General features: G+C 62.6%; 18 protein-coding genes and 2 pseudogenes. 9 read left to right on the forward strand and 11 right to left on the reverse strand.

Features of this window, described 5'->3' with window-relative positions:
* Nucleotides 1-11 precede the first annotated feature (11 nt).
* Genes NMB38_RS11905 through NMB38_RS11915 form a run of 3 tightly spaced genes read right to left on the reverse strand, consistent with a single transcriptional unit; the run spans nt 12 to nt 3,238 of the window.
* Nucleotides 12-1,544, reverse strand: a complete 1,533-nt coding sequence (locus tag NMB38_RS11905; RefSeq protein WP_027914885.1) for a DHA2 family efflux MFS transporter permease subunit — start codon at nt 1,542-1,544, stop codon at nt 12-14.
* Entirely contained in the window at nt 1,541-2,734 is a 1,194-nt protein-coding gene (locus NMB38_RS11910) for an HlyD family secretion protein (RefSeq protein WP_027914884.1), read from the reverse strand. The genes NMB38_RS11905 and NMB38_RS11910 overlap by 4 nt, the downstream gene beginning before the upstream one ends.
* A 30-nt stretch (nt 2,735-2,764) precedes the next feature.
* Complete coding sequence (locus NMB38_RS11915; protein WP_027914883.1) at nt 2,765-3,238, reverse strand: MarR family winged helix-turn-helix transcriptional regulator; 474 nt, start codon at nt 3,236-3,238, stop codon at nt 2,765-2,767.
* 238 nt (nt 3,239-3,476) lie between these two features.
* Here NMB38_RS11915 and NMB38_RS11920 point away from each other — a divergent pair, with 238 nt between their 5' ends.
* A complete protein-coding gene (locus NMB38_RS11920) occupies nt 3,477-4,475 on the forward strand; it encodes a FecR family protein (RefSeq protein ID WP_027914882.1) in 999 nt (332 codons plus the stop codon).
* Between the two features lie 11 nt (nt 4,476-4,486).
* On the opposite strand, the gene NMB38_RS11925 is transcribed toward NMB38_RS11920, so the two are convergent.
* Entirely contained in the window at nt 4,487-5,806 is a 1,320-nt protein-coding gene (locus NMB38_RS11925) for a Na+/H+ antiporter family protein (RefSeq protein ID WP_027914881.1), read from the reverse strand.
* A 537-nt stretch (nt 5,807-6,343) separates the two neighbouring features.
* On the opposite strand from NMB38_RS11925, the pseudogene NMB38_RS11930 reads away from it, so the two are divergent.
* The 6 genes and pseudogenes from NMB38_RS11930 to NMB38_RS11955 form a co-directional block, all read left to right on the forward strand.
* Nucleotides 6,344-7,261 (forward strand): annotated as a pseudogene (locus tag NMB38_RS11930) (methyl-accepting chemotaxis protein); the annotation flags it as partial.
* Between the two features lie 393 nt (nt 7,262-7,654).
* Nucleotides 7,655-8,167 (forward strand): annotated as a pseudogene (locus tag NMB38_RS11935) (methyl-accepting chemotaxis protein); the annotation flags it as partial.
* A 69-nt stretch (nt 8,168-8,236) separates the two neighbouring features.
* The gene (locus NMB38_RS11940; RefSeq protein ID WP_027914879.1) at nt 8,237-9,253 is read left to right on the forward strand and encodes an ABC transporter substrate-binding protein; all 1,017 of its coding nucleotides are present in this window, start codon (nt 8,237-8,239) and stop codon (nt 9,251-9,253) included.
* Nucleotides 9,250-10,098, forward strand: a complete 849-nt coding sequence (locus NMB38_RS11945) for an ABC transporter permease (RefSeq protein ID WP_404691304.1) — start codon at nt 9,250-9,252, stop codon at nt 10,096-10,098. Before NMB38_RS11940 ends, NMB38_RS11945 begins: the two co-directional genes overlap by 4 nt.
* A gap of 90 nt (nt 10,099-10,188) precedes the next feature.
* Nucleotides 10,189-11,106 carry an AEC family transporter gene (locus NMB38_RS11950; protein WP_049695884.1) on the forward strand — a complete coding sequence of 306 codons (918 nt, stop codon included), beginning with the start codon at nt 10,189-10,191 and terminating at the stop codon, nt 11,104-11,106.
* 248 nt (nt 11,107-11,354) lie between these two features.
* Complete coding sequence (locus NMB38_RS11955) at nt 11,355-12,206, forward strand: CAP domain-containing protein (protein WP_027914876.1); 852 nt, start codon at nt 11,355-11,357, stop codon at nt 12,204-12,206.
* 64 nt (nt 12,207-12,270) lie between these two features.
* Here NMB38_RS11955 and NMB38_RS11960 read toward each other — a convergent pair whose 3' ends face one another.
* The 4 genes from NMB38_RS11960 to pgm form a co-directional block, all read right to left on the reverse strand.
* Nucleotides 12,271-14,676 (reverse strand): TonB-dependent siderophore receptor, encoded by a 2,406-nt coding sequence (locus NMB38_RS11960; protein WP_494354792.1) that lies wholly within the window; start codon nt 14,674-14,676, stop codon nt 12,271-12,273.
* A 131-nt stretch (nt 14,677-14,807) separates the two neighbouring features.
* Entirely contained in the window at nt 14,808-15,764 is a 957-nt protein-coding gene (locus tag NMB38_RS11965) for a FecR domain-containing protein (protein WP_490806059.1), read from the reverse strand.
* Nucleotides 15,761-16,273, reverse strand: a complete 513-nt coding sequence (locus NMB38_RS11970) for a sigma-70 family RNA polymerase sigma factor (protein ID WP_027914873.1) — start codon at nt 16,271-16,273, stop codon at nt 15,761-15,763. The genes NMB38_RS11965 and NMB38_RS11970 overlap by 4 nt, the downstream gene beginning before the upstream one ends.
* Before the next feature lie 78 nt (nt 16,274-16,351).
* Nucleotides 16,352-17,989 (reverse strand): phosphoglucomutase (alpha-D-glucose-1,6-bisphosphate-dependent), encoded by a 1,638-nt coding sequence (pgm, locus tag NMB38_RS11975; protein ID WP_027914872.1) that lies wholly within the window; start codon nt 17,987-17,989, stop codon nt 16,352-16,354.
* 232 nt (nt 17,990-18,221) lie between these two features.
* On the opposite strand from pgm, the gene NMB38_RS11980 reads away from it, so the two are divergent.
* Both NMB38_RS11980 and NMB38_RS11985 read left to right on the forward strand, forming a co-directional pair.
* A complete protein-coding gene (locus NMB38_RS11980) occupies nt 18,222-18,869 on the forward strand; it encodes a DUF1345 domain-containing protein (protein ID WP_027914871.1) in 648 nt (215 codons plus the stop codon).
* A gap of 335 nt (nt 18,870-19,204) precedes the next feature.
* Nucleotides 19,205-19,465: a DUF1652 domain-containing protein gene (locus tag NMB38_RS11985; protein ID WP_027914870.1), complete on the forward strand. Its 261-nt coding sequence runs from the start codon at nt 19,205-19,207 to the stop codon at nt 19,463-19,465.
* Here NMB38_RS11985 and NMB38_RS11990 read toward each other — a convergent pair.
* From NMB38_RS11990 to NMB38_RS12000, 3 genes are all read right to left on the reverse strand, one after another.
* Nucleotides 19,462-21,528 (reverse strand): putative bifunctional diguanylate cyclase/phosphodiesterase, encoded by a 2,067-nt coding sequence (locus NMB38_RS11990; protein ID WP_490806060.1) that lies wholly within the window; start codon nt 21,526-21,528, stop codon nt 19,462-19,464. The two genes, NMB38_RS11985 and NMB38_RS11990, sit on opposite strands and share 4 nt — an antisense overlap.
* A 145-nt stretch (nt 21,529-21,673) precedes the next feature.
* Nucleotides 21,674-23,161 (reverse strand): efflux transporter outer membrane subunit, encoded by a 1,488-nt coding sequence (locus NMB38_RS11995; RefSeq protein ID WP_027914868.1) that lies wholly within the window; start codon nt 23,159-23,161, stop codon nt 21,674-21,676.
* On the reverse strand, nt 23,158-26,265 hold the full coding sequence (locus NMB38_RS12000; RefSeq protein WP_027914867.1) for an efflux RND transporter permease subunit: 3,108 nt from the start codon (nt 26,263-26,265) through the stop codon (nt 23,158-23,160). The genes NMB38_RS11995 and NMB38_RS12000 overlap by 4 nt, the downstream gene beginning before the upstream one ends.
* Between the last annotated feature and the right edge of the window lie 27 nt (nt 26,266-26,292).

Consider the following 26,292-nt stretch of genomic DNA (forward strand, 5'->3'; position numbering starts at 1 on the left):
CCAAATCAAACTCAATGCCCGCCCCCCGGCCCCGCCTTGGCCGTAAACGGCGGCTTCGCGAACCAGACCAACAAAATCAGCCCTGCGAACACCCACGTCATCATCATGAAGTAGTCCACCGTCGACATCATGTAAGCCTGCCCGTTGAGCACCTGCTCCAACTGCGCGTAGTTGTGCAGGTTCGCCCCGCCCATCTGCTCAAGCGTATGCCGTGTCGCCGGCTCGTACTGGCTGATGTGCTCACTCAAGTAAGCATGGTGCTGGTCAGCCCGGCGGATCCAGATCCACGTCGTCAGCGAAGCCGCAAAGCTACCCCCCAATGTGCGCAGGAACGTCGCCAAGCCTGATCCATCGGCGATTTGCTGGGGCGGCAGGTCGGACAACAAGATGCTCAATGTGGGCATGAAGAACAGCGCAACCCCGATGCCCATGAACAACTGCACCAATGCCACATGCTGGAAATCCACCTGGCTGGTGAACCCTGCACGCATGTAGCAACTGCTACCGATCGCCAGAAACGCCAGCCCCGCCAGAATCCGCAAGTCAAAGCGATGCGCGTACTTGCCCACGAATGGCGACATGATTACCGGCAATATCCCGATAGGCGCCACGGCCAAGCCTGCCCAGGTGGCGGTATAGCCCATCTGCGTCTGCAGCCACTGGGGCAGGATCAGGTTGATGCCGAAGAAGCCTGCGTAGCCACCCACCAGGACGATGGTTCCCACGCGGAAATTGCGGTGGGCGAACAACCGCAGGTTCACCACCGGGTGCCGGTCGGTCAGCTCCCAGATGACGAATACAGCCAGGAACACGACGGATATCAGCGTACCGGTGATGATGAACGAGGACTCGAACCAATCAAGGTCGTTGCCTTTGTCCAGCACGACCTGCAAGGCCCCTACCCCAACGATCAACGTCAGCAGCCCTATGTAGTCCATCGGCTGTCGGCTGGTGACCACCGGACGATCGCGCATTTGCTGGCGCACCACCGCAGCGGCGAACAGGCCGATGGGCACGTTGATGAAGAAAATCCACGGCCAGCTGTAACTGTCCGTGATCCACCCACCCAGGATGGGCCCGGCGATAGGGGCCACGACCGTCACCATGGCCAGGAGTGCGAGCGCCATCCCCCGCTTGGCAGGGGGATAGACCGCAATCAGCAAGGTCTGGGTCATGGGATACAACGGACCGGCTACCACCCCCTGCAATACCCGAAAGCCCACAAGCTCCGGCATCGACTGGGCGATGCCGCACAAGAACGATGCCAGCACGAACAACAAGGTCGCCCACAGGAACAACTTCACCTCGCCAAAGCGTCGGCTCAACCAGCCTGTTAGCGGCAAGGCGATGGCATTGCTCACGGCGAACGAGGTGATCACCCAAGTCCCTTGCTCGTAACTGACCCCCAGGTTGCCCGAGATGGTCGGCAAGGCCACGTTGGCAATGGTGGTATCCAGCACCTGCATGAACGTGGCAAGCGACAGGCCGATGGTGGTCAGCAGCAGGCTAGGCGGCGTGAACTGGGCGGCGGCGTTATTGCTCATCGCTGTGCCGTCTTGCCAGGCGCGCTGTTGTCACGGATCAGTTGCTCGATCAGCTTGTCCGCCTCGACCAACTGGCGATCGTAGACGTCGGTGGTGTAGCTCGCCTGTTGCGCAGGTTGCTGAGCCAGGGCCGGGCCACTCTGGTCGTGCAAGTCCACATCCACAACCGTGGACAGGCCGATACGCAAGGGATGGTCCTTCAACTGGTCGGGGTTCAAGTGAATGCGCACAGGCACCCGCTGCACGATCTTGATCCAGTTGCCGGTCGCGTTCTGCGCAGGCAGCAAGGCGAACGCGCTGCCGGTGCCGGCACCCAGGCTGTCCACCGTGCCACTGTAGGAGACATCGCTGCCATACAGGTCGGCAGTGATCTCAACCGGTTGGCCGATGCGCATCTGGCGCAGCTGGGTTTCCTTGAAGTTGGCGTCGATCCACACCTGGTCAAGCGGAATCACTGCCATGGTGGCAGTACCGGGTTGCAGGCGCTGCCCGAGCTGCACGCTGCGCTTGGCAACGTAGCCGGTCACTGGCGCTACCAGCGTGGTGCGCGCATGAGCCAGGTAGGCCTGACGCAGATCGGCCGCCGCGGCCATGACCTCTGGGTGCGAAGCCACCACGGTGTCATCGACCAAAGCAGCACTGGTACTCAGTTGCTGGCGGGCACTGTTAACCGCCGCCTGGGCAACACTCAGGTCATCGCGCGCATGGGAAAGCTCTTCGCCGGCGATAGCGCCGCTTTCGGCCAGCACCTTGCGCCGGTTGAAGTCCTGCTGGGCCTTGCGCAATTCAGCCTGACGCGTCTGCAACTGAGCCTTGAGCGAATCGACATTGCTGTACAGACCGCGCACCTGCCTTACCGTACGCGCAAGGTTGGCCTGAGCCGATTGCAGGGCCACTTGGCTGTCGGCCGGGTCGAACTGCAGCAAGACCTGGCCGGCATGCACCAGGTCGCCATCGTCGGCGCCAATGCTGGTCACCGTCCCGGTCACCAACGGCGTGATTTCGACCACGTTGCCGTTGACGTAGGCGTCATCAGTGCTCTCGTACCAACGCCCAACCAGGCTGTACCAGGCCCAAGTGCCTAGCCCACCGAGGATCAGCAGCACCAACAGGCCAATCAGCCAGAGCTTGCGCTTGCGCGAGGAGGTGGGTGCCTCGGTAGGTGCAGGGGTGTCTGAGGAAGTAGCCATGACAATACCTTGGAATAAAGGAAACGGGGTTCAACGATCACCGAAGCGACGGATCGTCAGCGGATCGCCAGCGCCAAGCAGTACCTTGGCCAACAGACGCTCCAAGTCTTTGAGCTCATCGGCCGCCAGGGCGCCACACAGCTCGTTCATGGCGGCAGCTCCGATCTCGGGCAAACGGTCGGCCAGCCGCTGGCCATCGGCCGTCAACGCCAGGCGCACCACGCGGCGGTCCGTCGGGCAACGGGTACGCACCAGCAGGTCCTTTTGCTCAAGGCGATCGAGCATGCGCGTCATCGATCCGCTGTCCAGGCCCAGGTAGCGGCAGACCTCCGCCGGGGTATCGACCTGGTACTGCGTCACGATGATCAACACCTTGAACTGCGCGGCAGTAACGCCCTCGGACTCCAGGTGCCAGTCGAGGATCCGATCCTTCAGAAGCGCCGCGCGGCCCAACAGCATGCCGATGGCGCACGTCTCGAAATTGTCTGGCGAGAAATGGGGCATGAATGATTGCTCGAACAAGTGTGTGTAAATATTACTGCCTAGGCAGTGAATGTCAAAGACTTAATTAGCTTGCTATGTACGTGACACGAGCGCCTTTATTCATGGCGCGAAGCGTTCTCAAAAGCGAAAAATCTGAAGGCTTTTGCCGGAAAAGGCCGGGAAATGAAAGGGTTTGGCGGCTTTCCGTGTTTCTCGACGCGGTGGTGGAACGTTAGAATGCGCAAAACCTGGAGCCGCGATGAACCAAGACCGCCCGACTATCCACACCGATGACAGCATGGCCGACGCCGCTGCGCACTGGTGCATGCGCCTGCATGAAGGCGATTGCACGACTGCCGAGCGTGAGGCTTTTGCCCAGTGGCTGGCAGCCGATCCGCGTCATGCCGAGGAATACCAGGCCATGCTGGATATCTGGTACACGGCCGACTTGCTGCCGCGTCCCGTTCAAGCGAATGGGCACCCTGCCCCGGTGCGGCGCAGCGGTCGCAGGTGGCGCGCTCAGGCTTACGCTGCCGTCATCGCGTTGGCGGCTCTGCCGCTGGTGGGGTGGATCGGCTGGGAGCAAGGCTGGGTTCCCAACCGCTACCAGCACGTCGAGACGACGGACCACATGCAGACCGTGCAGTTGAGTGACGGCAGTACGGTGCAGCTCAACCTGAACACCGACCTGACCTACCTCAACTTCAAGCACCAGCGCCGTGTCACGCTCAAGCGTGGCGAAGCCTTCTTCACGGTCCACCACGACAGCTCGCACCCCTTCGTGGTCCGCGCAGGCAATGGCCAGACCCGCGTGACAGGTACCCGCTTCAATGTCTGGAAATACCAGGACAGGGTCAAAGTGACCCTGGTCGAAGGATCGGTGCTGGTATCCAGCGAGGGCAATGCGGGCTATCGGCTTGGCCCCGGTATGCAGGCCACCTACCGCAAGGGCGACTATGAGCCCCAGTTGCTGGAAAACAGCAACTTCGCCGACGCCCTGGCCTGGCGCAGCGGCAAACTGGTGCTCGACAACTTGACCCTCGAACAGGCACTGCCGGCCATAAACCGCTACCTCGACAAGCCACTGAGGCTTGCCGATGTCGGTACCGGTCAGATTCGTATCAGCGGCATCTACAACACCCGGGAAGTAGGCCAGTTGGTGAACAACCTGCCCAAGGTGCTGCCGGTCTACCTGACCCGCAGCAACGACGGCAGCACGGTGCTCAACCGTATTTCGCCGCCGCCCGCCAAGCGCTGAGTGCCCTGCTGTTAGAGCGTCATCGCCGCCAACCACCCGAAGGCCAACAGCGGCAGGTTGTAGTGGATGAACGTCGGCACCACCGTGTCCCAGATGTGATGGTGCTGCCCGTCCACATTGAGCCCGGAAGTCGGACCCAGGGTGGAATCCGATGCTGGCGAGCCTGCGTCACCCAACGCGCCTGCCGTACCGACGATACACACGGTCGCCAAAGGGTCGAAGCCGAGCTGGACGCACAGCGGTACGAAAATCGCAGCCAGAATCGGTACGGTGGAAAACGACGAGCCAATGCCCATGGTGACCAGCAGGCCCACCAGCAGCATCAGCAAGGCACCTATCCCTTTGCTGTGGTTGATCCAATGCGCCGAGGTTTCGACCAGGCTTTGCACATCACCCGTGGCTTTCATGACGTCTGCAAAGCCAGAGGCGGTGATCATGATGAAACCAATCATGGCCATCATCTTCATACCTTCGGTGAACAGATCATCGGTGTCGCGCCACTTGACGATGCCTGACAGCGAGAAAATCAAGAAGCCGACCATCGCGCCGATGATCATCGAGTCCACCAGCAGCTGAACGACGAACGCGGCGACGATTGCAATGCCGGCCACCAGTAGCGTCATCGGGTTGTAACGCACGCTCACCTGTTCGACCTGCTCGATACGCGCCAGGTCGTAGTCGCGTTTTTTTCGGTAGCTGACGAACATCGCCACTATCAAGCCCACCAACATACCAGCGGCGGGAATGGCCATGGCGTGGGTAACGTTGACACCCGTGATGTCGACCCCTGCACGCGCCACGTTGGCCAGCAGAATCTGATTGAGGAAAATATTGCCGAAACCCACAGGCAGGAAAATGTAGGGCGTGATCAGGCCGAATGTAATGACGCAGGCGATCAGGCGCCGGTCGATACGCAGGCGGGTCAGCACATAGAGCAGCGGCGGCACCAATAATGGAATGAAGGCGATATGGATGGGCAGAATGTTTTGCGACGAGACGGCCACCACCAGCATCAAACCGATCATCAACCATTTGACCCTGCCACCTTGGTCGTGGCCTTGCCGGTCGATCATGGCCAATGCCCGGTCGGCCAACGCATGCGCCAGGCCGGATTTGGCGATGGCCACGGCAAAGGCACCCAGCAACGCATAGGACAGTGCCACAGTAGCCCCCCCGCCGAGCCCACCATTGAAAGCTTCAAGTGTGCCTTGCACACCCAGGCCGCCGACCAGCCCACCTGCCAGGGCACCGACGATCAGGGCGATGACCACGTGCACGCGGGACAGGCTCAGTATCAGCATGATGCCGACCGCGGCAATCACTGCATTCATGGGGGGCTTACCTCACTGGGAACAAAAAAGCGCGCACTCTGACGCAGTGCACGGCAGATGTCAAAACTGCCAGGCAACGGCGGATTGCCCGCAACCGGGCGGATTAAATTGAATGTTTGAATAAAGAAAAGTCTGTAGGAGCCGATACCCACCTGGGGCTGGAAACCGCCTCGCCCGTGCCCTAACCCTTACTTGTCATAAAAAGGGATCTGCCCCATGCCTCTGCGACAACTTTCCATCCAATGGAAAATCACATTGCTGGCCGGCCTGTGCCTGGCCGGCATCGTCACCCTGCTCATCGGTTTGTCCCTGTACCGGATGGACCACAGCTCGGACCTGGTCAAGGCCAGCAGCATGCAGATGCTGACCGAATCGGCCCAGTCGCGCATCGAATCCCAGGGCGAGGTGCAGGCCCTGAACATCCGCCGCCAATTCATGGATGCTTACCAGTACGGTGCGGGCTTTTCCAGGCAGGTACTGTTCCTGCGCGAACAGGCCGAAAAGCGCTTTCTCGATGCGTTCGACCTGCGCGAGGACATGACCCGGCAGGTGCGCGCCGCGCTCCAGGCCAACCCCGATCTGCTGGGCCTGTCACTGGTGTTCGAGCCCAATGCGCTGGACAGCAAGGACAGCCTGTTCGCCGGCCAGGCTGAGCTCGGCAGCAACGAAACCGGGCGCTTCGCCCTGTACTGGTCGCAACCGCACGTGGGCCAGCTCACCTCGATGGCCCTGCCCGAGCGCGACATGGCCGACACGTCCATCGGGCCCAGCGGCCAACCTGCCAACACCTGGTGGGTATGCCCGCGTACATCGGGCAAGGTCTGCGTGGTCGAACCCTACTTCTATGCCATCGATGGCCAGCAGGTGCTGATGACCAGCATCGTCTTCCCGCTGGTGGTGGACGGCAAGGCGATCGCAACCCTGTCGGTGGACATCAACCTCAACAGCCTGCAGGCCCTGAGCGAACAGGCCAGCCGCAGTCTCTACGAAGGCCGCACCACCGTCGGCATCCTCAGCCCGGTGGGCTTGCTGGCAGGCTACAGTGCCGATGCCAGCAAGCTCTCCCAGCGTTTCGATCAGATCGACACGACCAAAGGTGCGGAGCTTGTGGCCAAGATGGCCGACGGCAAGATGACCATCATCAATGACCGCCAACGCCTGAAAGTGCTCGCGGCCTTCCGCCCGATCCCGGACGCCAAGCCATGGGGCGTGTTGCTGGACGTCCCCGAAAACGCCCTGACCGGGCCCGCCGAGGCCCTGAAGCAGGAACTGGACGCCCTCAACACCAGCGGTACCCTGCTCGAACTGGGCCTAGGCCTGGCAGCAGCCATTTTTGGCCTGCTGATGGTGTGGCTGATGGCCCGGGGCGTTACTCGCCCGATACTGGGCGTGGCGGCCATGCTCAAGGACATCGCCAGTGGCGAAGGTGACCTGACCCGCCGCTTGACCTACGACAAGCAAGATGAACTGGGTGAACTCGCGGGCTGGTTCAACCGCTTCCTGGACAAACTCCAGCCCACCATCGCCGAGGTGAAACAGTCGGTACAGGCCGCCCGCTCGACGGCCGATCAGTCCTCGGCCATCGCCACCCAGACCAGCGCCGGCATGGAGCAGCAATACCGCCAGGTGGACCAGGTAGCCACCGCCTCGCACGAGATGAGCGCGACCGCCCAGGATGTCGCCCGCAGCGCAGCGCAAGCCGCGCAGGCGGCCCGCGACGCCGACCAGGCAACGCGCGAAGGGTTGGCGGTGATCGATCGCACTACCCACAGCATCGATTCGCTGGCCGCCGACATGAGCACGGCCATGGCCGAGGTGCAGGGCCTGTCGCAGAACAGCGAAAAAATCGGCTCCGTACTGGAAGTCATCCGCTCGATTGCCGAGCAGACTAACTTGCTGGCGCTCAACGCCGCCATCGAGGCAGCCCGAGCCGGTGAGGCCGGGCGCGGCTTTGCGGTGGTCGCCGATGAGGTTCGCAACCTGGCCCAGCGCACCCAGGAGTCGGTCGAAGAAACCCGCCAGGTCATCGAGGCCTTGCAGGACGGTACCCGTGAAGTGGTGGGCGCAATGGACAACAGCCATCGTCAGGCCCAAAGCGGCGTGCAGCAGGTCGGCCAGGCCGTGACCGCCTTGCAGCGCATTGGCCAGGCGGTGACGGTCATCACCGACATGAACCTGCAGATCGCCTCGGCAGCCGAGGAGCAAAGCGCGGTGGCCGAGGAGATCAACAGTAACGTGGCGACCATTCGCGATGTCACCGAGTCGCTGTCAGGCCAGGCCAACGAATCGGCGCGGGTCAGTCAGTCGCTCAATGCCTTGGCCAACCAGCAGCAGGCATTGATGGACCAGTTCCGCGTCTGAGCCTGCCCCCTGTGCTGCGTCGTCTACACTTGCCCCATTCCCGAAGGGCCGTAGACGACGAGGTCAGGCATGAAAAGAGGTTCATCGCTGCTGCTCGGGGTGCTGTTCGCCCTGGGCCTGGCCGCTGCCGACAGCGCTAGCGCTGCCGATCAGAAGCCACCCATCCGCTTTGGCGCCCTTACCTGGGAAAGCGGTGCCTTCACCACCGAACTCCTGCGCGTGATCGTCGAGCGTGGGTACGGCTACGCCACCGAGACATTGCCTGGTAGCACGGTCAGCCTGGAAGTCGCCCTGGCCCGCAACGACCTGCAAGTGATCGCCGAAGAATGGGCCGGTCGCAGCCCTGCCTGGGTCAAGGCCGAGCAGGCAGGTCAGGTGTTTGCGCTGGGCGACACGGTCAAGCATGCCGAAGAAGGCTGGTGGGTGCCGGCGTATGTCATCGAAGGCGATGCGTCGCGCAAGCTCAAGGCCTTGGCGCCTGAACTGCGCAGCGTCGAGGATCTCAAGCGCTACGCTGCGGTGTTTCGCGACCCCGAATCACCCGACAAAGGCCGTTTCCTGAACAGCCCCAGTGGCTGGACGTCCGAGACCGTGAACAGCCAAAAGCTCAAGGCCTATGGGCTGGACCAACTGTACACCAACTTCCGCACAGGTTCCGGGGCCGCGATGGATGCGGAGATCGGGTCGGCCATTCGCCGGGGCCAACCGGTGCTTTTCTACTACTGGAACCCTACCCCGCTCATGGGCCGCTACAAGCTCGTGCGGCTACAGGAACCTGCATTCGATGCCCAGGCCTGGGCGACCTTGACCGACCCTGCCAACCCAGCCCCAAAAGGCAGCAGTTCGCTGCCGGCGAAACTCTCGGTTGGCGTGTCCAAAGCCTTTCGTGAGCAATACCCGGACGTGGTCCAGGTATTCGAACGGGTGGATTTGCCTATCGACACGCTCAACCAGGCATTGGCGCAGATGAGCGAAAAACGTACCCCACCCCGTGACGCCGCCTTGGCGTTCATGCGCCAGCACCCGCACGTGTGGAAGGCTTGGCTTCCCGAGCAGGTGGCCACCAAAGTCGAGGGCGGTCTGTGAGCAATGTTTTCCCCCAGGCTTTGCAGTTTTCCTTCGCCGATCAGGTCAACCGCATGGTCGACTGGTTGGTACTCCATTATGGGGACCACCTGCGCAGCGTCTCCGACCAGTTGCTGCAAGTGCTCGTTGGCCTTGAAAACCTGCTGCGGCTCATGCCGTGGTGGCTACTGCTGGCGGCGGTCGGTGCGCTGGCCTGGCATGCTTGCCGAAGCCTGCTGCGCAGCTGTGTCCTGGTAGGGCTGCTGGCGGTCATCGGTATGCTGGGGTTATGGGACAAACTGCTGCAGACCCTGGCGCTGGTGCTGGTCAGTACCGGGTTGTGCGTGCTGGTTGGCATACCGTTGGGCGTCGTGCTGGCCGCTCGGCCGTTGGCAAGGCGCCTGGTGATGCCAGTGCTCGACGTGATGCAGACCCTACCCGCTTTCGTGTACCTGATTCCCGTGTTGATGCTCTTCGGTCTGGGCAAGGTGCCTGCGGTTTTCGCGACCTTGATCTATGCCCTGCCACCGTTGGTGCGACTCACTGAACTTGGGTTGAGTCAGATAGACCCGTCGTTGCTCAAAGCCGCCCAAGGCCTTGGCGCGACCCGTGCCCAGCGGCTCAGGCGCATCGCACTGCCCCTGGCGCTGCCCAGTATCATGGCCGGGCTCAACCAGTCGGTCATGATGGCCCTGTCGATGGTCGTGGTCGCCTCGATGATTGGGGCGCGAGGGCTTGGCGAAGATGTGCTAGCAGGCATCCAGACGCTGAACGTTGGTCAAGGCGTCGAGGCCGGGCTGGCCATCGTGGCACTGGCCATGGTCATCGACCGTATCAGCCAGGCGTATGGGCGTGGACGGCGTTGAAAGGCCATAGCCAGGGCGGTAGGACGGGCATGGCAAAGCAAGTGTCCGGCCGGTACTCTGTGCAACGTACCCGGCCACGGATCTGCCTCCATGCTGCATGTGCTGTTGACCACCCTGCTCCCCATCATCCTGTTGATCGCCCTGGGCACGCTGCTGCGGGTGCGTGGCTTCGTCTCGGACAGCTTCTGGCCGGGAGCCGAGCGCCTGAGCTACTACGTGCTGCTGCCCTCGTTGTTCCTCCATGGCCTGGCCACTGCCAACCTGGACGGGGTGCCGGTGCTGGCCATGGTCGCGGTGCTGATGCTTTCGACCCTGTCCGGGGCGTTGCTGTTGGTGCTTTATCAGGGCGTGCGCCAGCACGACGGCACCGACTTCACGTCGCTGTTTCAGGGTGGCATCCGGTTCAACAACTACATCGGCGCGACCTTGGCCGCGGGCATCTACGGCAGCGCGGGCATCGCATTGGCAGCAGTGGCCAACGCAGCCATCGTGCCACTGGTCAATCTGCTCTGCGTGCTGGTGTTCGCGCGCTTCAGCGCCCGGCACAGCTCGCCGCTGACGGTGCTGCGGGCGATCCTTGCCAACCCACTGATTCTAGGGTGTGCGGGGGGCATGCTGTTACGGGTGACGGGGCTGGGCCTGCCGGCTGGCATCGAGCCTACCCTTGGCGCGCTAGGGCATGCCGCGTTGCCGCTGGGGTTGCTGTGCGTCGGTGCGGCCCTGGGTGGTGCACGTCTCGGTGATCAGGCCCAGCCATTGATAGCGGCCTGTGTCTTCAAGTTCCTGGTGATGCCGGTGACGACATGGGGGCTCTGCCGCCTGCTCGGCCTCAGTGGCCAGGCCGCTGTAGTGGCGGTGATTTTCCAGGCGCTGCCAACGGCATCGTCGTCCTACGTCATGGCCAGGCAAATGGGCGGCAACGCGCCTCTGATGGCGACCATCATTGCGGTACAGACGGTGGCGGCGGCGGCCACGCTTCCTCTGGTCCTTTCACTGTTGTTGGGCTGACAGCTGCACAACATCATGCATGGCCGATATCATGCCGAGTGCAAGTCCGGTCCACGCACACCCAGCATTGCCCCCTACACCTGGCCTGCACGCCGCCGCACTTTTTGCCCAGCCTGCGGTCTACTCTCCCTTACGACCGACAATGACTGCAGGCGTTTTCAATGCGTTGCACAGCTCGGGTCAAAACCATCGGGCTTGTGTAGGATAGGCAGCGCCTACTCGCCGCTGCCAGCCTCAGGGAGAACCATATGCGCGTCCTGTCATCTGTCGCTGCCTTCACGCTTGGGCTGATCGTTTCCTCCCAGGCACTGGCTGTCACGGGCGAAGAAGCACAGTTGATAGCGGCCATCAACGTCTACCGCAGCCAGGCGCAGCCCTGTGGCGAGCAAGGCTCGCTCGAACTGCCGCCGCTCAACAGCGACACCCGCCTGGCGCTGTCTCCCGAAGGCACCCGTGACCTTCAGCAGGCCATGACCCGCGCCGGTTACCCCATGGTCAACGTGCAGGCGATCAGCCTGTCTGGCCCCCGAGATGCACCCGCTGCCATGCACGCCATTGAAGAAAGCTTCTGCCAGGTGGTGCTCGATCCTCAGTTCGTCGACATCGGCGTCAGCCAGGAAGGTCGGGATTGGCGCATTGTGCTGGCGCGCCCCCTGCTCTCTGGTCGCTTGGGCGACTGGCAGGCGGAAGGGCAAAAGATGCTCCAGGAAATCAACGCCGCGCGTCAGCAGCCCCGCCAGTGCGGCGGCCAACCCTACGCCGCCGCACCTGCACTTGGCTGGAACACCGTGCTGGCCGGAGTGGCAGCCGGCCACACGCGGGCCATGGCCAACCAGAACTTCTTCGATCACATCGACAAAGAAGGCCGCACCCCAGGTGATCGGGCCGAGCTTGCCGGTTATCTGTACCAGCAGATTGGCGAGAACATCGCCGCCGGGCGCGACACGCCGCACAAGGTGGTTCAAGGCTGGCTGGACAGCCCAGGCCACTGCGCAGTCCTGATGAGCGCCGACTTCCGGGACCTCGGCGCAGCCTATGCCGTAGACCCGAAAAGCGATGCCGGCATCTATTGGACGGCCCTGTTCGGCTCGCCGCAATAGCGCCTGGTTGAACCGGCGACACCCGACACCCGCAGTGTTGGCCCCGGGCGTCAGGCTGGCCGGATCAGAAACCCAGCGTGACAGACAGCAGGTAAGTGCGTGGCGTCGACAAGGTAAGCCCCGGTTCGGCGTCATCCGGCGCGCCTGCTGAGCTCCAGTAACGGTCGTCGAGCACGTTTTCGACGCTGGCGCGCAGGGTCACCTGCGTGTCGTCCAGCTTGAAGGCGTACCGTGCCCCCAGGTCATAGCGTTCCCAGCCGTCGATCTTCTTGCTGTTGTTCTGGTCCAGGTACTGGGAGCTCGAGTGCGTCCCGCGCGCCGTCAGGGTCAGCCCCTGGACCACCGGCACATCCCATTCGGCCCCCAGGTTGACGTTGTACGCGGGCGTTGCGGGCGCACGGTTGCCATCGTAGGCCCCCCTCACGGTATCGGTCAGCTCACTGTCGATGTACATCACCCCGCCCAGCACACGCACCCCTTTCGTGGGTTCACCGAACACGGTCAGCTCCACACCCCGGTTGTTGCGCTTGCCATTGGCGCCGAAGACCCGGGAGCCGGGGTTGGTTTCATAGGCAGGCTGACGGATTCTGAAGGCGCTGGCCGTGAACGCCACGTTGCCCAGGTCATACTTGGCACCCACTTCCACCTGGCGGCTGGTGAAAGGCGGGAAAATCTGATCCTCGTTGATCGAGGTGGACGGTGCGATCTTGCCTTGGCTCAAGCCTTCCATGTAGTTGGCATACACCGACAGCTCCTCCGTTACCTTGTACAGCACACCACCGGAGGGCGACACCTTCTTCTCGTCATACGCCGTGTCGCCTTTGACCCCATCACTCCAATCGTCCACCTGCACCCGCTGCCAGCGCAGCCCCAGGGTCAACAGCAATCGGTCATCAAAGAAGCCGAGGGTGTCGGACAACGCCAGCCCAGAGAAACGGTTCTCGGTGTAATCCTTCGAATCGAGCCGCGTCGGGGTACCTGGCGTGGGCGTCGCCGTCGGATGATAGAGGTTGCCGGGTGAGGCGGCGTAACGGGCACCCCCATTGGTGAAGTCCATGTAGTAGTACGTGGCAGCCAGGTTGATCTCGTGGCTGACGGGCCCGGTGTGCAACCAGGTCCTCAAGCCCGCCAAGGCAGTGCGTACCGATTCATCCCTGCTGAAATCGCGGGGCTGGATGGTGAAGTCGCCAGCATTGTTGATCACAGAGACGTTATGGCGCAGGAAATCGTGTCGGCTCTCCCGGGCACCCACTGCGCCATAGGCCAGCACAGAATCGCTGAGGTCATATTCGGCATGCACTGCCCCGAAGGTATCGTTGGTGCGCGCCTTGCTCCACGCCTGGGCGTAGTTGCGGTGCACATCGCCAGCACGCGGTACCTGGGCGCTTGCCCCTACCAGCACACGCTCCTGAGGGGCATCGGTGTCACGCTCGGTATGCCCAAGGTCGGTCGAAAGCCGCAGGCGCTCGCCGCGAAAATCCAGCCCCAGTACGGCCATTTCGCGGTCCACTTGCTGGTGGTCCCATTCGGTATCGCCAGACTGTTTCACCGCGTTCAGACGCATGCCGAACTGCTGCTGTTCACCGAACCTTCGCCCTACGTCAACGGCCCCGCCTACCTGGCCCGCCGAGGCGTAGCTGCCGGTGAACTCGGTGATCGGCGTGTCGCCAGCGCGTTTGGGTTGGACGTTGATGCCGCCGCCGACGCTACCCCGTGGCGCAATGCCGTTGATCAACTGGCTGGGGCCCTTGATGATGTCGACCCGTTCGGCCATCTCCATATCGATCGAATAGGTAGGTAGCAAGCCATAGAGGCCGTTGTAGGACACATCACTGTTATACAAGCTGAAACCGCGAATGGTGAACTGCTCGAAACGCCCACCGGCCGGGTTGGTGGCACGAACCGAAGGGTCGCTGGCGACCAGTTCGCTCAGGGTGCGGGCCTGTTGGTTCTTCACGAGGTCGCTGGTGTAACTGGTGATGCTGAACGGCGTTTCCATGAAATCGCGCGCACCCAGCAAGCCCTGCGCGCCTTGGCGGGCGACCTGCCCGCCTGCATAAGGGGGTGCCTCGTCGGTCGCCGGTAGGCCACCGACGATGCTGGTAGGGGCTATTTCCAGCGGGCCACTTTGCTGGGGCGACGGCACGAGAGTGAAAGCATCTTGGCCCACGGCTACCCATTGCAGACCGCTGCCGCGCAGTAACTGCGTGAAGCCTTCATCGACGCTGTATTGCCCGGTCAGCCCTTCGCTGCGCAGGCCCTTGACCAGCGCTGGGTCCAGCGACAAGCTGACCCCTGCTTGATCGGCGAAGCGGGTCAATGCCGCCCCCAGGCTCGCCGCTGGCACTTGGTAGGTGCGCCGGGCTGGCTCATCGGCCCAAGCGGGCGTGCCGAGCAGCAGGCTGATGGCGAACAATGGGCGTGCTGCCCGCACCCATGGGCGCAGGTGGATGGACTTTACTGCAGGCATCTATAAAGCTCCCCTTTATGGTGTTCTAGGGGTAATGACAGGCGAGTCCGGAAAAGGGGACAGCTTCTCGTTGATATCACGTGCAATGCGTCGCAACGCAGCGTTCGGGGTGAACTTGGCGGGTTCGAGCTTCAGGCAGTCGTTGCTCGCGGCACCAGCGTGATCCAGTAGCGGGTACGGGCTACCACCTGCACCGGCAGGCTTGCCGCGAGCAGCGTCAATACCTGGTCGGTGTCATCCAGTCGGAAGGTGCCGGTCACCCGCAGCCTGTCCAACGCCGGGTCCCAGCGCAGCACACCTGGGCGATAGCGGCTCACCTCCACAAGCAAGTCGCCTAGCCGCTGATCGTCCAGGCGCAACACGCCATCACGCCATCCCAATCGCCATGCCTCGAAGAAACCGACATTTCGAATACCTGACGCTACAAGGTCGGCCTGCTGACCGGCGTTGAGGCGCAGGCGGCTACCCCCTGAGGGCTGCACGTCTGCCCTGCCCTGGACTACCGCGACCTGACACCCTGATTCGATCAGGCGGACGCACACCTGTCCAGGGCCAAGGGTTGCACCACCCAGCGACACCTGGCCTGAAGGCACCTGGAGGGTCAGGGGTTGAAGGCCAGGCGTGGTGACTGAAATTTCGCCGCGTCGCAACCACACCTTGTGATTTACGGTGTCCAGGTCGACAGCGCTGTCGGTGTTCAATTGCACCGTGGTGCCGTCATTGAACGTCACCACTCGACGCTCACCTACATCCGTGCGCAGGTCGGCAGTCCAGGCCTCAAGGGGCAGTTCGTGGCTCACCCACCAAGCCGTAGGCACCAGCGCTGCCAAACCCAGTATTTGCCCAAGCGCGGTACGTCGGCTCTGATCCGGACGGTCCAGCGTGGCCATGGCCAGACTGGCAGGCAAACCGGTGAAGCGCTCGCGCAAGCGCAGCGCCTGCTGCCAGGCAGTCTCATGCACAGCGCTTTGGCTGCGCCACTGCTCAAGCCCGGCCAGGTCCGTCTCACGGGTATCGCCTGAATCGATGAGCGCCAACCATTGCGCGGCCTCGCGCAAAGCTTCCCGCAGGTGCTCAGGCGCGCTCACAGGAGTTCGGCCAGCAGGCAGTGCTCGTAAGCGTGCGCCATGTAGCGCTTGACCGACCGCTCGCAAACACCAAGCCGGCTGGCGATGTCGGCGTAGCTCAGTCCTTCGAGCTGGCTCAGCAGAAAAGCCTTGCGCACGACTGGCTTCAAACCGCCCAGCAATTCATCGAGTGCCTGCAGCGTTTCGAGTAACAACCAGCGCTGCTCGGGCGAAGGTGCGTGCTGTTCGGGCAGGTGGGCCAGGGCCTCAAGGTAGGCTTTTTCAAGGCTGCGGCGTTGGTGCAGGTTGCTCAGCAGTCGCTTGCCAACTGTCAACAGGTAGGCGCGTGGTTCGCGGATGTCGGTCAACGGCTGGGCGCTGGCCATCACGCGAAGGAAGGTATCCTGACTCAGGTCGGCCGCATCCCAGGCATTGCCCATGCGCCGTCGTAGCCAGCCCTCGAGCCAGCCACGGTGCTCCCGGTAGAGGTCGGGGAAGCTTTGCGAGGGCGGCGGCGCGGCTTCGAACATGGACAAGTCCCTGCGATGATGTAAATAGGATTAATTCTAATTTACATCTCACCACAGGGCCAAGCCCTTTATCACTGCTTACGCAATGGCCGCATCCACCAGTACCTGGGCTTCCTGTACCAGACGTTGCAAGTGGGCTTCGTCGACGAAACTCTCCGCGTAGATCTTGTAGATGTCCTCGGTGCCGGATGGCCGGGCTGCGAACCAGCCATTGGCGGTGATGACCTTCAGACCACCGATGGCCTGCCCATTCCCTGGCGCGTGGCTCAGGATCTGCAGGATTGGCTCTCCAGCAAGCTCGGTGGAGGTCACTTGCTCGGGCGCAAGCTTGCTCAACAACCCTTTCTGGCGGGCATCGGCCTTGGCTTCCACGCGGGTAGCGAACGGCTTGCCCAGGGCCTGGGTCAGCTCGGCATACGCCTGGCTTGGGTTACGTCCCGTCCGGGCGGTCATTTCCGCAGCCAGCAAGGCCGGGATGAGGCCATCTTTGTCGGTTGCCCATACCGAGCCGTCGCGGCGCAGGAACGAGGCGCCCGCACTTTCTTCGCCACCAAAGCCCAGCGTGCCATCGAACAGGCCTTGGGCGAAGAACTTGAAGCCTACGGGTACTTCGTACAGCTCGCGGCCCAGCCGTTGGGTTACGCGATCGATCAGGCCGCTGGACACGACCGTCTTGCCGACGGCTGCGTCGCTACGCCACTGGGGACGGTTGCGGTACAGGTAGTCGATGGCCACGGCCAGGTAGTTGTTAGGTTGCAGCAAGCCGTCGGGGGTGACGATGCCATGGCGATCATGGTCCGGATCGCAGGCAAAGGCCACGTCGAAACGCTCGCGCAGGCCGATCAAGCCCTGCATGGCGTAGGGTGACGAAGGGTCCATGCGAATCTGGCCATCCCAGTCGACGCTCATGAAACGGAACGTCGGGTCGACCTCGGTGTTTACCACTTCCAGGTCCAGTTGATAATGCTGGGCAATGGCCGACCAGTAGCGCACCCCTGCCCCACCCAGCGGGTCCACACCCAAGCGCAGCTTGGCCGCACGGATGATCTCGAAGTCGATGACGTTTTCCAGGTCTGCCACGTAGTGGCTGACGTAGTCGTGACGATGGGTGGTAGGGGCCTGCAGCGCCTGGGCGTGGTCGATACGCTTGACCCCCGCCAGCCCGGCCGCCAGCAACTCGTTGGCCTTGGCTTCGATCCACTTGGTGACGTCGCTGTCGGCCGGGCCGCCGTTGGGCGGGTTGTACTTGAAGCCGCCACTTTGCGGCGGGTTGTGCGAGGGCGTGATGACAACCCCGTCGGCCAGGCCGTCCTGGCGCCCACGGTTGTAGCAGAGGATGGCATGAGACACTGCCGGTGTCGGGGTGTACTCGTCGTCCTTGGACAACATCACCTGCACGCCGTTGGCAGCCAGCACTTCCAACGCACTCGCTGCTGCAGGTGCTGACAGCGCGTGGGTGTCGGCACCGACGAACAGGGGGCCATCGATGCCCTTTTCCTGGCGGTACAGGCAGATGGCCTGGGTGATGGCCAGTACATGGTATTCGTTGAAGCTCAACTCAAGCGAAGTACCCCGGTGCCCCGATGTGCCGAAGGCGACCCGCTGGCTCGCCACGCCAGCGTCCGGCCGGCCGGTATAGTAGGCCGTGAGCAGGCGGGGAATATCGACCAGCACGCTGGCTGGAGCCGGCTTGCCTGCCAAAGGACTGAGCGTCATGCATTAACCTCGAGTTCAGCGAAATGTGGGGGGTTAGAGCGTGCAGTGTACTGAGAGTTGCAAGTGCGCGCGATGCAGGGCACGAAAGAAACCCCGGGTATCGCTCGATGATAATTTGATGCAGACCCCCCGTCCCTGCCACGGGATGATATCGAGCCCCTGCCTTATGTGGATCTTGGCTCAAGCCATGCGGTCAGAAGCCTTGTCGAGCACACCATTGCTGTGAGGCACCATGGCTTTCTATCGTCTGACGCGCACTCACCCTCGATTGAGCCTGGCCACAGGCGCAGGGTTGCTGAGCGCCTGGCTGATCCCTGTCAGCGACCCTGTGCAACGCCTGCTGGCAGGCTGGAACATTGGCGTCTGGTTGTACCTGATGCTGGTACTCTGGCTCAGCTGCACCGCAAGCCCTGCAAAGGTTCGCAAGGTGGCCCACAGCGAAGACGAAAACGCGGGCCTGGTGCTGCTGACCGTCTGCGTCGCAGCGATCGCCAGCCTGGTCGCCGTGACGCTGCAACTGGTGTCCAGCCGCGGGCTGCAGGGCAGTGCATTGACGGCTCACTACCTGTACACCGGGTTCACCGTCGCAGGCTCCTGGCTGCTGATTGGCTGCATCTTCAGCCTTCACTATGCACGGCTGTTCTATGCAGTGAAGGCCACGGCGCCGCCTTTACGCTTCGCCGATGGCGAAACCCAGCCAGACTACTGGGACTTTCACTACGTCTCGTTCACCATCAGCGTGGCCGTCCAGACATCCGACGTGGGGGTAGCCGGTAGCGCGATGCGGCGCGTGGTATTGGCCCACTCGCTGGTGGGGTTCGTGTTCAACACCGCCATTCTTGGCTTTACCATCAATATCGCGGCTGGGTTGCTTGGGTGAATCACCCGTCGGTCAGGTTTCATGAACTCACGCCATGCTCGGCTTTATACGTTCTATAGGCTTATCTCGTATCCCCACCCTGAACCCGGCTTCCGAGGTTCAGCGTTTGGATTGGCTCGATGCGGTGGGCGTGTGCCCGCCGGACGGGCAAAATCATGAGGATGCGCCTTAACCGGCTTCAGATTCCCATAGCGCTGTGATGCAGGTCATGCCCTGCAACATTTGTCACATTTGCAGGCGAGAATCACGTCAGCCAGATGCTATGGTTACATTCCCGGCAGCCACGGTGCGCGGCCGCCCTTCACCAGCTTTCAGTCACGTACAAGGAGGCTCGGATGAACAAGATGACCTTCCCCAACGCCTGTCAAGTCATGCGCTGGCACTTCCATCCGTTGGGTTTCGAAGCCAACATGGATGCACCGCGCAGCATGGTGGCGCGGCTGTTCGATCGAAGCACGGGCGAAACCTTGCTGGCCATAGCAGGCATCCCCTGCACAGCCATCATGGCTGCCAGCGATGTAGAGCGCATCATCGAAGCGGTCGAAACCGAACTCGATGCCTTCCAACCCCCTCCTTTGCTGCGCAACGCCAGTTAACTCAGGGTCGAGTTCGACCCCCGCAACTGCTCGGCCGGCACGGGTCGACCGAGCAAGTAGCCCTGAAGCGAATCGCAGCCTAACCGCGTCAGGAAGGCTTGCTGACTGGAGGTCTCGACGCCTTCTGCGACGATTCGCAACCCCAGTGCGCGGCCCAGGGCAACGATGGCCGACACGATGGCCGCATCCTCGCCCTCATCTTCCAGCTCGCGCACGAACCCTCGGTCGATCTTCAGCTCGTTGGCTGGCAAGCGCTTGAGGTACATCAGGCTGGAATAACCTGTACCAAAGTCGTCAATCGATAGGTCCACGCCCATGTCCGAGAGCTGCTGGAGTACGGTCAGGCTCACCTCCACGTCGGACATCGCCGTGGTTTCGGTGATTTCTAACGTCAGGCAGTTGGCGGGCAGTGCGTGACGTTCGAGGGCACGCGCCACGCTATCGAGCAGGCCCGCGTGGCAAAACTGGATGGCCGACAGATTGACCGCGATCCGCCAGCCCTCGATACCCTCATCCAGCCACAGGCGCATCTGGCGACACGCCTCGTCCAATACCCAGTCACCGATGGGGATGATCAGGCCGGTCTTTTCCGCCAGGCCGATGAAACGGTCTGGGGCCAAAAGCCCGTGCTGAGGATGCTCCCAACGCAGCAACGCCTCGGCGCCGATCGGTTGACACCGCTTGGCGTCGAACTTGGGTTGGTAATGCAGACGGAATTGACCGGCTGCCACTGCCAGGCGCAAGTCCTGCAACAACTGCAGCTGCTGACGGGCGTTGCTGTTCATCGAGGCGTCGAAGAAGCTGTAGCCATTCTTGCCGACCCGCTTGGCGTGATACATGGCAGCGTCGGCGTTGCGCAGCAGCTCGTGCTGATCCTGGCCGTTGCCGGGATACAGGACGATACCCAGGCTCGCTGAAAGCTGCAGATCATGCTCGGCCACTCTGAAAGGCCGCGAGACCAGATTCACCTGTTTGATGGCAACGTTCATGGCATCGCTCGGGTCCTGTAACTCGACCAACAGCACGAACTCGTCCCCGCCGATGCGCGCCAGCGTGTCCTGACTGTGCAGGTGACCCCGCAATCGCGTCGCCACAGCCTTGAGCAGCAGGTCCCCAGCATGATGGCCAAAGGCGTCGTTGACCGGCTTGAACCCATCCAGATCAATGAACATCAGCGCAAAGCACCCCCCCTGCTCAGCGACCTTCGAGATGGCCAGTTCTATGCGGTCAGCCAGCAGACTGCGATTGGGCAACCCTGTAAGCGTGTCGTGCAATGCCAGCTGAGTCAGCTCCTGGTTGGCCAGGGTCAAAGACCTGGCCAACGCCGCCGTGCGAGCTTCGAGGCGCGCGTCCAGTACGGAGGTCAGCAAGGCCACGAGCAACACGGCAAAGGTCGTGATCAGGACAAGCGATACCAGGCCGTCCCCTTCCAGGCCATCGGGCAGCGCGCCACAGAAACTGCCCTGGGGAAAACCAGCGGCCGCCATACCGGTGTAGTGCATGCCAACGATGGCGATCCCCATGAGCACCGCTGCCAGCCCACGTATCTGACGCACGTAGGGGGTCTGCCGGCGCAGCCGGAACGCGGTCCACAGCGCCGCAGCCGAGGCGCCCACCGCGATCAGCAGCGAGGCCATGAACAGGCTCGGGTCATAGTCGATCCCGGGTGTCATGCGCAGCGCTGCCATGCCGGTGTAATGCATGCTGGCGATTCCGGCTCCCATGATGAGCGCGCCGAGGGCAAGCTGCAGGAAGGGCAAGCTGGGCTGGCTGACCAGCCACAGGGCGAAGCCCGAGGACAGCACCGCGATCAACAGCGAACATGCCGTCAACGTGAGGTCATAGCCCAGCTCGACAGGCAGCTGCAAGGCGAGCATGCCGACAAAATGCATCGACCATATGCCGGTCCCCATGGCCAGCGCCCCGCCGATCATCCATAGCGAGGCGGCATACCCTCTGGCGGTGGCAATGCGCCCGGCAAGGTCCAGCGCCGTGTAGGACGCAAGGATGGCCACGCACAGGGAAATCAGCACCAGCGAAGAGGAGTAGCTAGCGGTCAGCATTTTGCGAAGTACCAGGGGCTGGCAGAGGTAGGCACGAAAGGCCGACCATTGTACTCAAGCTTTGGTAAAACGCACGGTGTTTCGACATGTCAAATGGCCATGTCGACAGCAGGTAGGTGCGTCGACATGTGCCATGGGCTGCACATCAATCCTGGTCGGCGAAAGCCCCACGGGCATCCCAGCCACCGCCCAGCGCTGCCACCAATTGGACACTGGCGACCAAGCGTCCCTGCAACAGGTTGAGCACACTGCGTTCGTTGCTCAGGGCGGTGGCTTGCACATTGACCACATCCAGATAGCCGATCAAGCCGGCCTTGTACTGATTTTCCGTAAGCCGCAGCGATTCGCGGGCTGCCTCCAGGGCTTCCTGGCGCACCACGGCTTCGTCCCCGTACACCTTCAGTTGCACCAGCAGGTTCTCGACTTCCTTGAACCCATCGAGCACGGTCTGGCGGTACTGGGCGACCGTCTGGTCGTATACGGCAACGGTACGGTCCACCTCGGCGCTGCGCCTGCCGGCATCGAACAGGGTGAGCGCAAGCTGTGGGCCAACCGACCAGTAGCGGTTGGGCAACTCGATCCAGTTGTTGAAGCTGCTGCTCGAATAACCGCCATTAAGGCTCAGGCTGAGATCTGGGAAATAAGCCGCACGTGACACGCCGATATTGGCGTTGGCGGCCATCACGTTGCGCTCGGCAGCGGCGATGTCGGGTCGGCGCTCGAGCAGTTGCGACGGCAGAGCCACCGGGATTTGTGGCAATGCAGGAATAGCCTGGCTGTCGGCCAGGGCAAATTGCGCAGGCGTCTTGCCCAGCAACACGGCAATGGCGTTCTCGAATTGAGCGCGCTGCCAGATCAGGTCGATCAGGTCAGCCTCGGTGCTTTTGAGCTGGGTGCGCGCTTGGGCCACGGCATCGGGGCCGGCGATGCCCGCGCGGTATTGATTCTGGTTCATCCGCAGCGATCGCTCGTACGCGGCCACGGTGGCTTGCAGCAAGCGTTTCTGCTCATCGATGACGCGCAGTTGCAGGTAGTTCTGCACCAGCTCCGACTGCTGGCTCAAGCGCATGGCGGCAAGGTCGGCCAGGCTGGCCTGGGCACTGGCCTGGTTGGCATTGAGCGTCTCGCGCAACTTGCCCCACAAGTCGATTTCCCAGCTCACGCCCAACTGGGCGTTGTAGGTGTCACGAATGCCGCTGCTGTTATTGGACAGGCTTGAGCTGGAACTGCCGGTGCCCTGGGCTGACCTGTTCTTGGCCACGCTCAGGTCAAGGCTTGGAAACAGCCCGGCGCGGCTACTGCGCACCAGCGCCTGGGCCTGACGATACTGAGCCTCGGCTTGCGCCACACTCTGGTTGTTGCGGTTGAGCTCCTCGACCAGTGCGTTGAGTTGCGCGTCGCCGTAGATCTCCCACCAGGCACCGCGGGCGATGGCGTCAGAAGGCGTGGCCTGCGTCCAGCCTTCGGCATGCTTGAATTGCGCCGTGCCGGCCATTTCCGGGCGGTGGTAATCCGGGGCCAGTGTACAGGCGCTGAGCAAGGCGGCCCCCAAGGCAGCCCCCAGCAAACGCGAGCCGCGAACACGGCTGAGCACTTGCAGGGCACGATGAAGCGGAGTCTGGGCAAAAGTCATAGCGGGTTTTCCAAGGCCGCGTCGGTGCGCACGCCGCGCCAACGGTTGTAGCGGTGACGCAAGCGGTCCAGATACAGGTAGACCACAGGCGTTGTGTAGAGGGTCAGGACCTGGCTGAAAACCAGGCCGCCGATGATGGTCAGCCCCAGCGGCTGACGCATCTCCGCCCCTTCTGCCTGGCTCAGCAGCAGGGGCAAGGCGCCGAGAATGGCCGCCAGCGTCGTCATCAGGATCGGGCGCAAGCGCAGCAGGCACGCGCGCCGAATGGATTCCTCGGGCGAGAGCCCCTGGTGGCGTTCAAGTTGCAGGGCCAGGTCGATCATCAAGATGGCGTTTTTCTTCACGACCCCGATCAACAGGAATAGCCCCAGCAGGGAAATCAGGCTGAATTCGCCACCGGTCACATACAGCGCCAACAAGGCACCAACGCCGGCCGAGGGCAGCGTGGACAAGATGGTCAGGGGGTGGATGTAGCTCTCGTACAGGATCCCGAGTACCAGGTACACAAGCACCAGTGCGCCCAGAATCATGAAAGGCTGCCCCTGCGCGGTCTTGGTGAAGGCATCGGCGGTGCCGCCCAGCTTGGCGATCACCCCTTCCGGTAGGCCGAGCTTGGCCACGGCACGCTCGACCGCCGCCAGCGCCTGGTCGGTGCTGTAGCCTTCGGCGACGTCGAAGGCGATGTCCTCGGAGGCGAACTGGTCTTCGTGGCTGACCCGGTCGTTGGCCAGGCTATTCTCGTAGTGCGCGATGGTCGACAGCGGCACCCGCGCGCCCTCGGCGGTAATCACCTGCACCTGCTCCAGCGTACTGGGGTCCCAGGCGTATTTCGGGTTGATCTCCAGCACGACCTGATATTGGTTGAGGCTGTCGTAGATGGTGGAGATCTGCCGTTGGCTGTAGGCGTTGTTCAGCACGGTGGTGACCATCTGCATGTCGATGCCCAGACGCTTGGCCTGATCACGGTCCACCACCAGTGTCACCTGCTGGGTGCCCGCCCCGTCGCGTGCGTCGATGGCGGTCAGCTCGGGCAAGGCGCGCATGGCCGCGACGACTTTGGGGAACCATTGGCGCAAAGCTGCCAGGTCGCCGCTCTGCAAAGTATACAGGTACTGCGAGGACGACTGATCGCGCCCGCCGCCGCCTAGCTGCAGGTCCTGATCGGCCATCAGGAACAGCCGCCCGCCTGGCACCTTGGGCATTTCCTTGCGCAGGCGTTCGATGACCTTCTGGGCATCGAGCTTGCGTTCGCCGATGGGCTTGAGCCTGACCAGAACCATGGCGTTGTTGGTGCCGCTGTTGCCGCCGATGAAGCCTGCAACGCTCTGCACGGCAGGGTCTGCCAGCAAGGCGCGCCGGTAGATTTCCATCTTCGGCTGCATCACGCTGAACGACAGGCCGTCGTCACCGCGAATGAAACCCATGAGCTGGCCGGTATCCTGCTGGGGCATCAGCGTTTTGGGCACCACGATGTATAGCGCCACGTTGACTGCAATGGTCACCAGCAGGCTGATCAGGGTCAGGCGCCGATGCCGCAGCGCCCAACCCAGGCTGCGGTCATACGCGGCAACCATGCGCCGGTGCACGGCATCGCTCCAGCGTTGCAGGCGAGTCTGCTCGGCCTGGTGCGCAGTCAGCCAGCGGGCGCACAGCATGGGGGTGAGGGTCAGCGACACCAGCAGCGAAACCATGATGGCGGCCGCCAGGGTGATGGAAAATTCCTGGAACAAACTGCGCACGATGCCGCCCATGAACAGGATCGACACGAACACGGCCACCAGTGACACGTTCATCGACAAGAGGGTAAAGCCGACTTCCTTGGCGCCCAGGAACGCCGCTTTCATGGGTGGCTGCCCGTCCTCGATATGCCGGGAGATGTTCTCCAGCACAACGATGGCATCGTCCACCACCAGTCCCGTCGCCAGGATCAGCGCCATCAGCGACAGGTTGTTGAGCGAGAAGCCGCACAGATACATGACCGCGAACGTGCCGACCAGCGACACCGGCACCGCAAGGCTTGGAATCAGTGAAGCACGCAGGCTGCCGAGGAACAGGTAGACCACCAGGATCACCAGTACCACGGCGATCAGCAGGGTATGCTCTGCCTCCTTTAGCGTGGCCTTGATCACCGGCGAACGGTCCATGGCCACGTTTAGCTCGACGCTTGCCGGGAGCAGCGATTGCAGTGCAGGCAACTGCGCCTTGATCTGGTCCACCGTGGCAATGATGTTGGCACCTGCCTGCCGGTTCACGACCAGCAACACCGCGCTCTGGTCATTGAAAAAACCACTGTTGTAGCGGTTTTCGACCCCATCGGTGATGGTTGCCACGTCCGATAACCGAAGAATCGTGCCATTCTCCTGGCGAATCACGATCGGCCCGTAGTCCTTGGCGCTTTCCAACTGATCGTTGGCCCGCACCTGCCAATTGCGCTCGGCATCCTCGACAAAGCCCATGGGCCGGCGCTGGTTGGCGTTGGCCACGGCGGTACGCACCTCATCCAGCGCCAGGCCGTACTGGTTCAACAATTGCGGCTCGACCGAAATGCGCACGGCCGGCAGCGAACTGCCCCCGATCTGCACCTCACCCACGCCAGGCACCTGGGCCAGGCTTTGGGACAGGATGGTGTCGGCCAAATCGTACAGCTGCCCTTTCTGCAGCACACTTGAGGTCAGCGACAGGACCATGACCGGTGCCTGCGACGGGTTGATCTTCTTGTAGGTCGGCATGCTGCGCATGCCGCTGGGCAGCAGGTTGCGGGTGGCATTGATTGCGGCCTGCACCTCGCGCGCAGCGCCGTCGATGTCGCGGCCAAGCTCAAAACCAATGATGACCCGCGTGGAGCCCTGGTTGGAGCTGCTGGTCAATGTGGTGACGCCGGCGATGCTGCCCAGCTTGCGCTCGAGCGGCGTTGCCACGGTCGAGGCCATGACCTCGGGGCTTGCGCCCGGCAGGTTGGCCGAAACCACGATCACCGGGAAATCCATCTGCGGCAGCGGCGAGACCGGCAACAGACCGAAGCTGACCGCGCCCAGCAGCATGATCGCCAAGCTCAACAGCATGGTTGCCACGGGCCTGCGGATGAATGGCGCCGACAGGTTCATCGGGCCGCCCTTAGGAACGCGCTGCAC

The organism is Pseudomonas sp. FBCC-B35, from assembly GCF_059133755.1.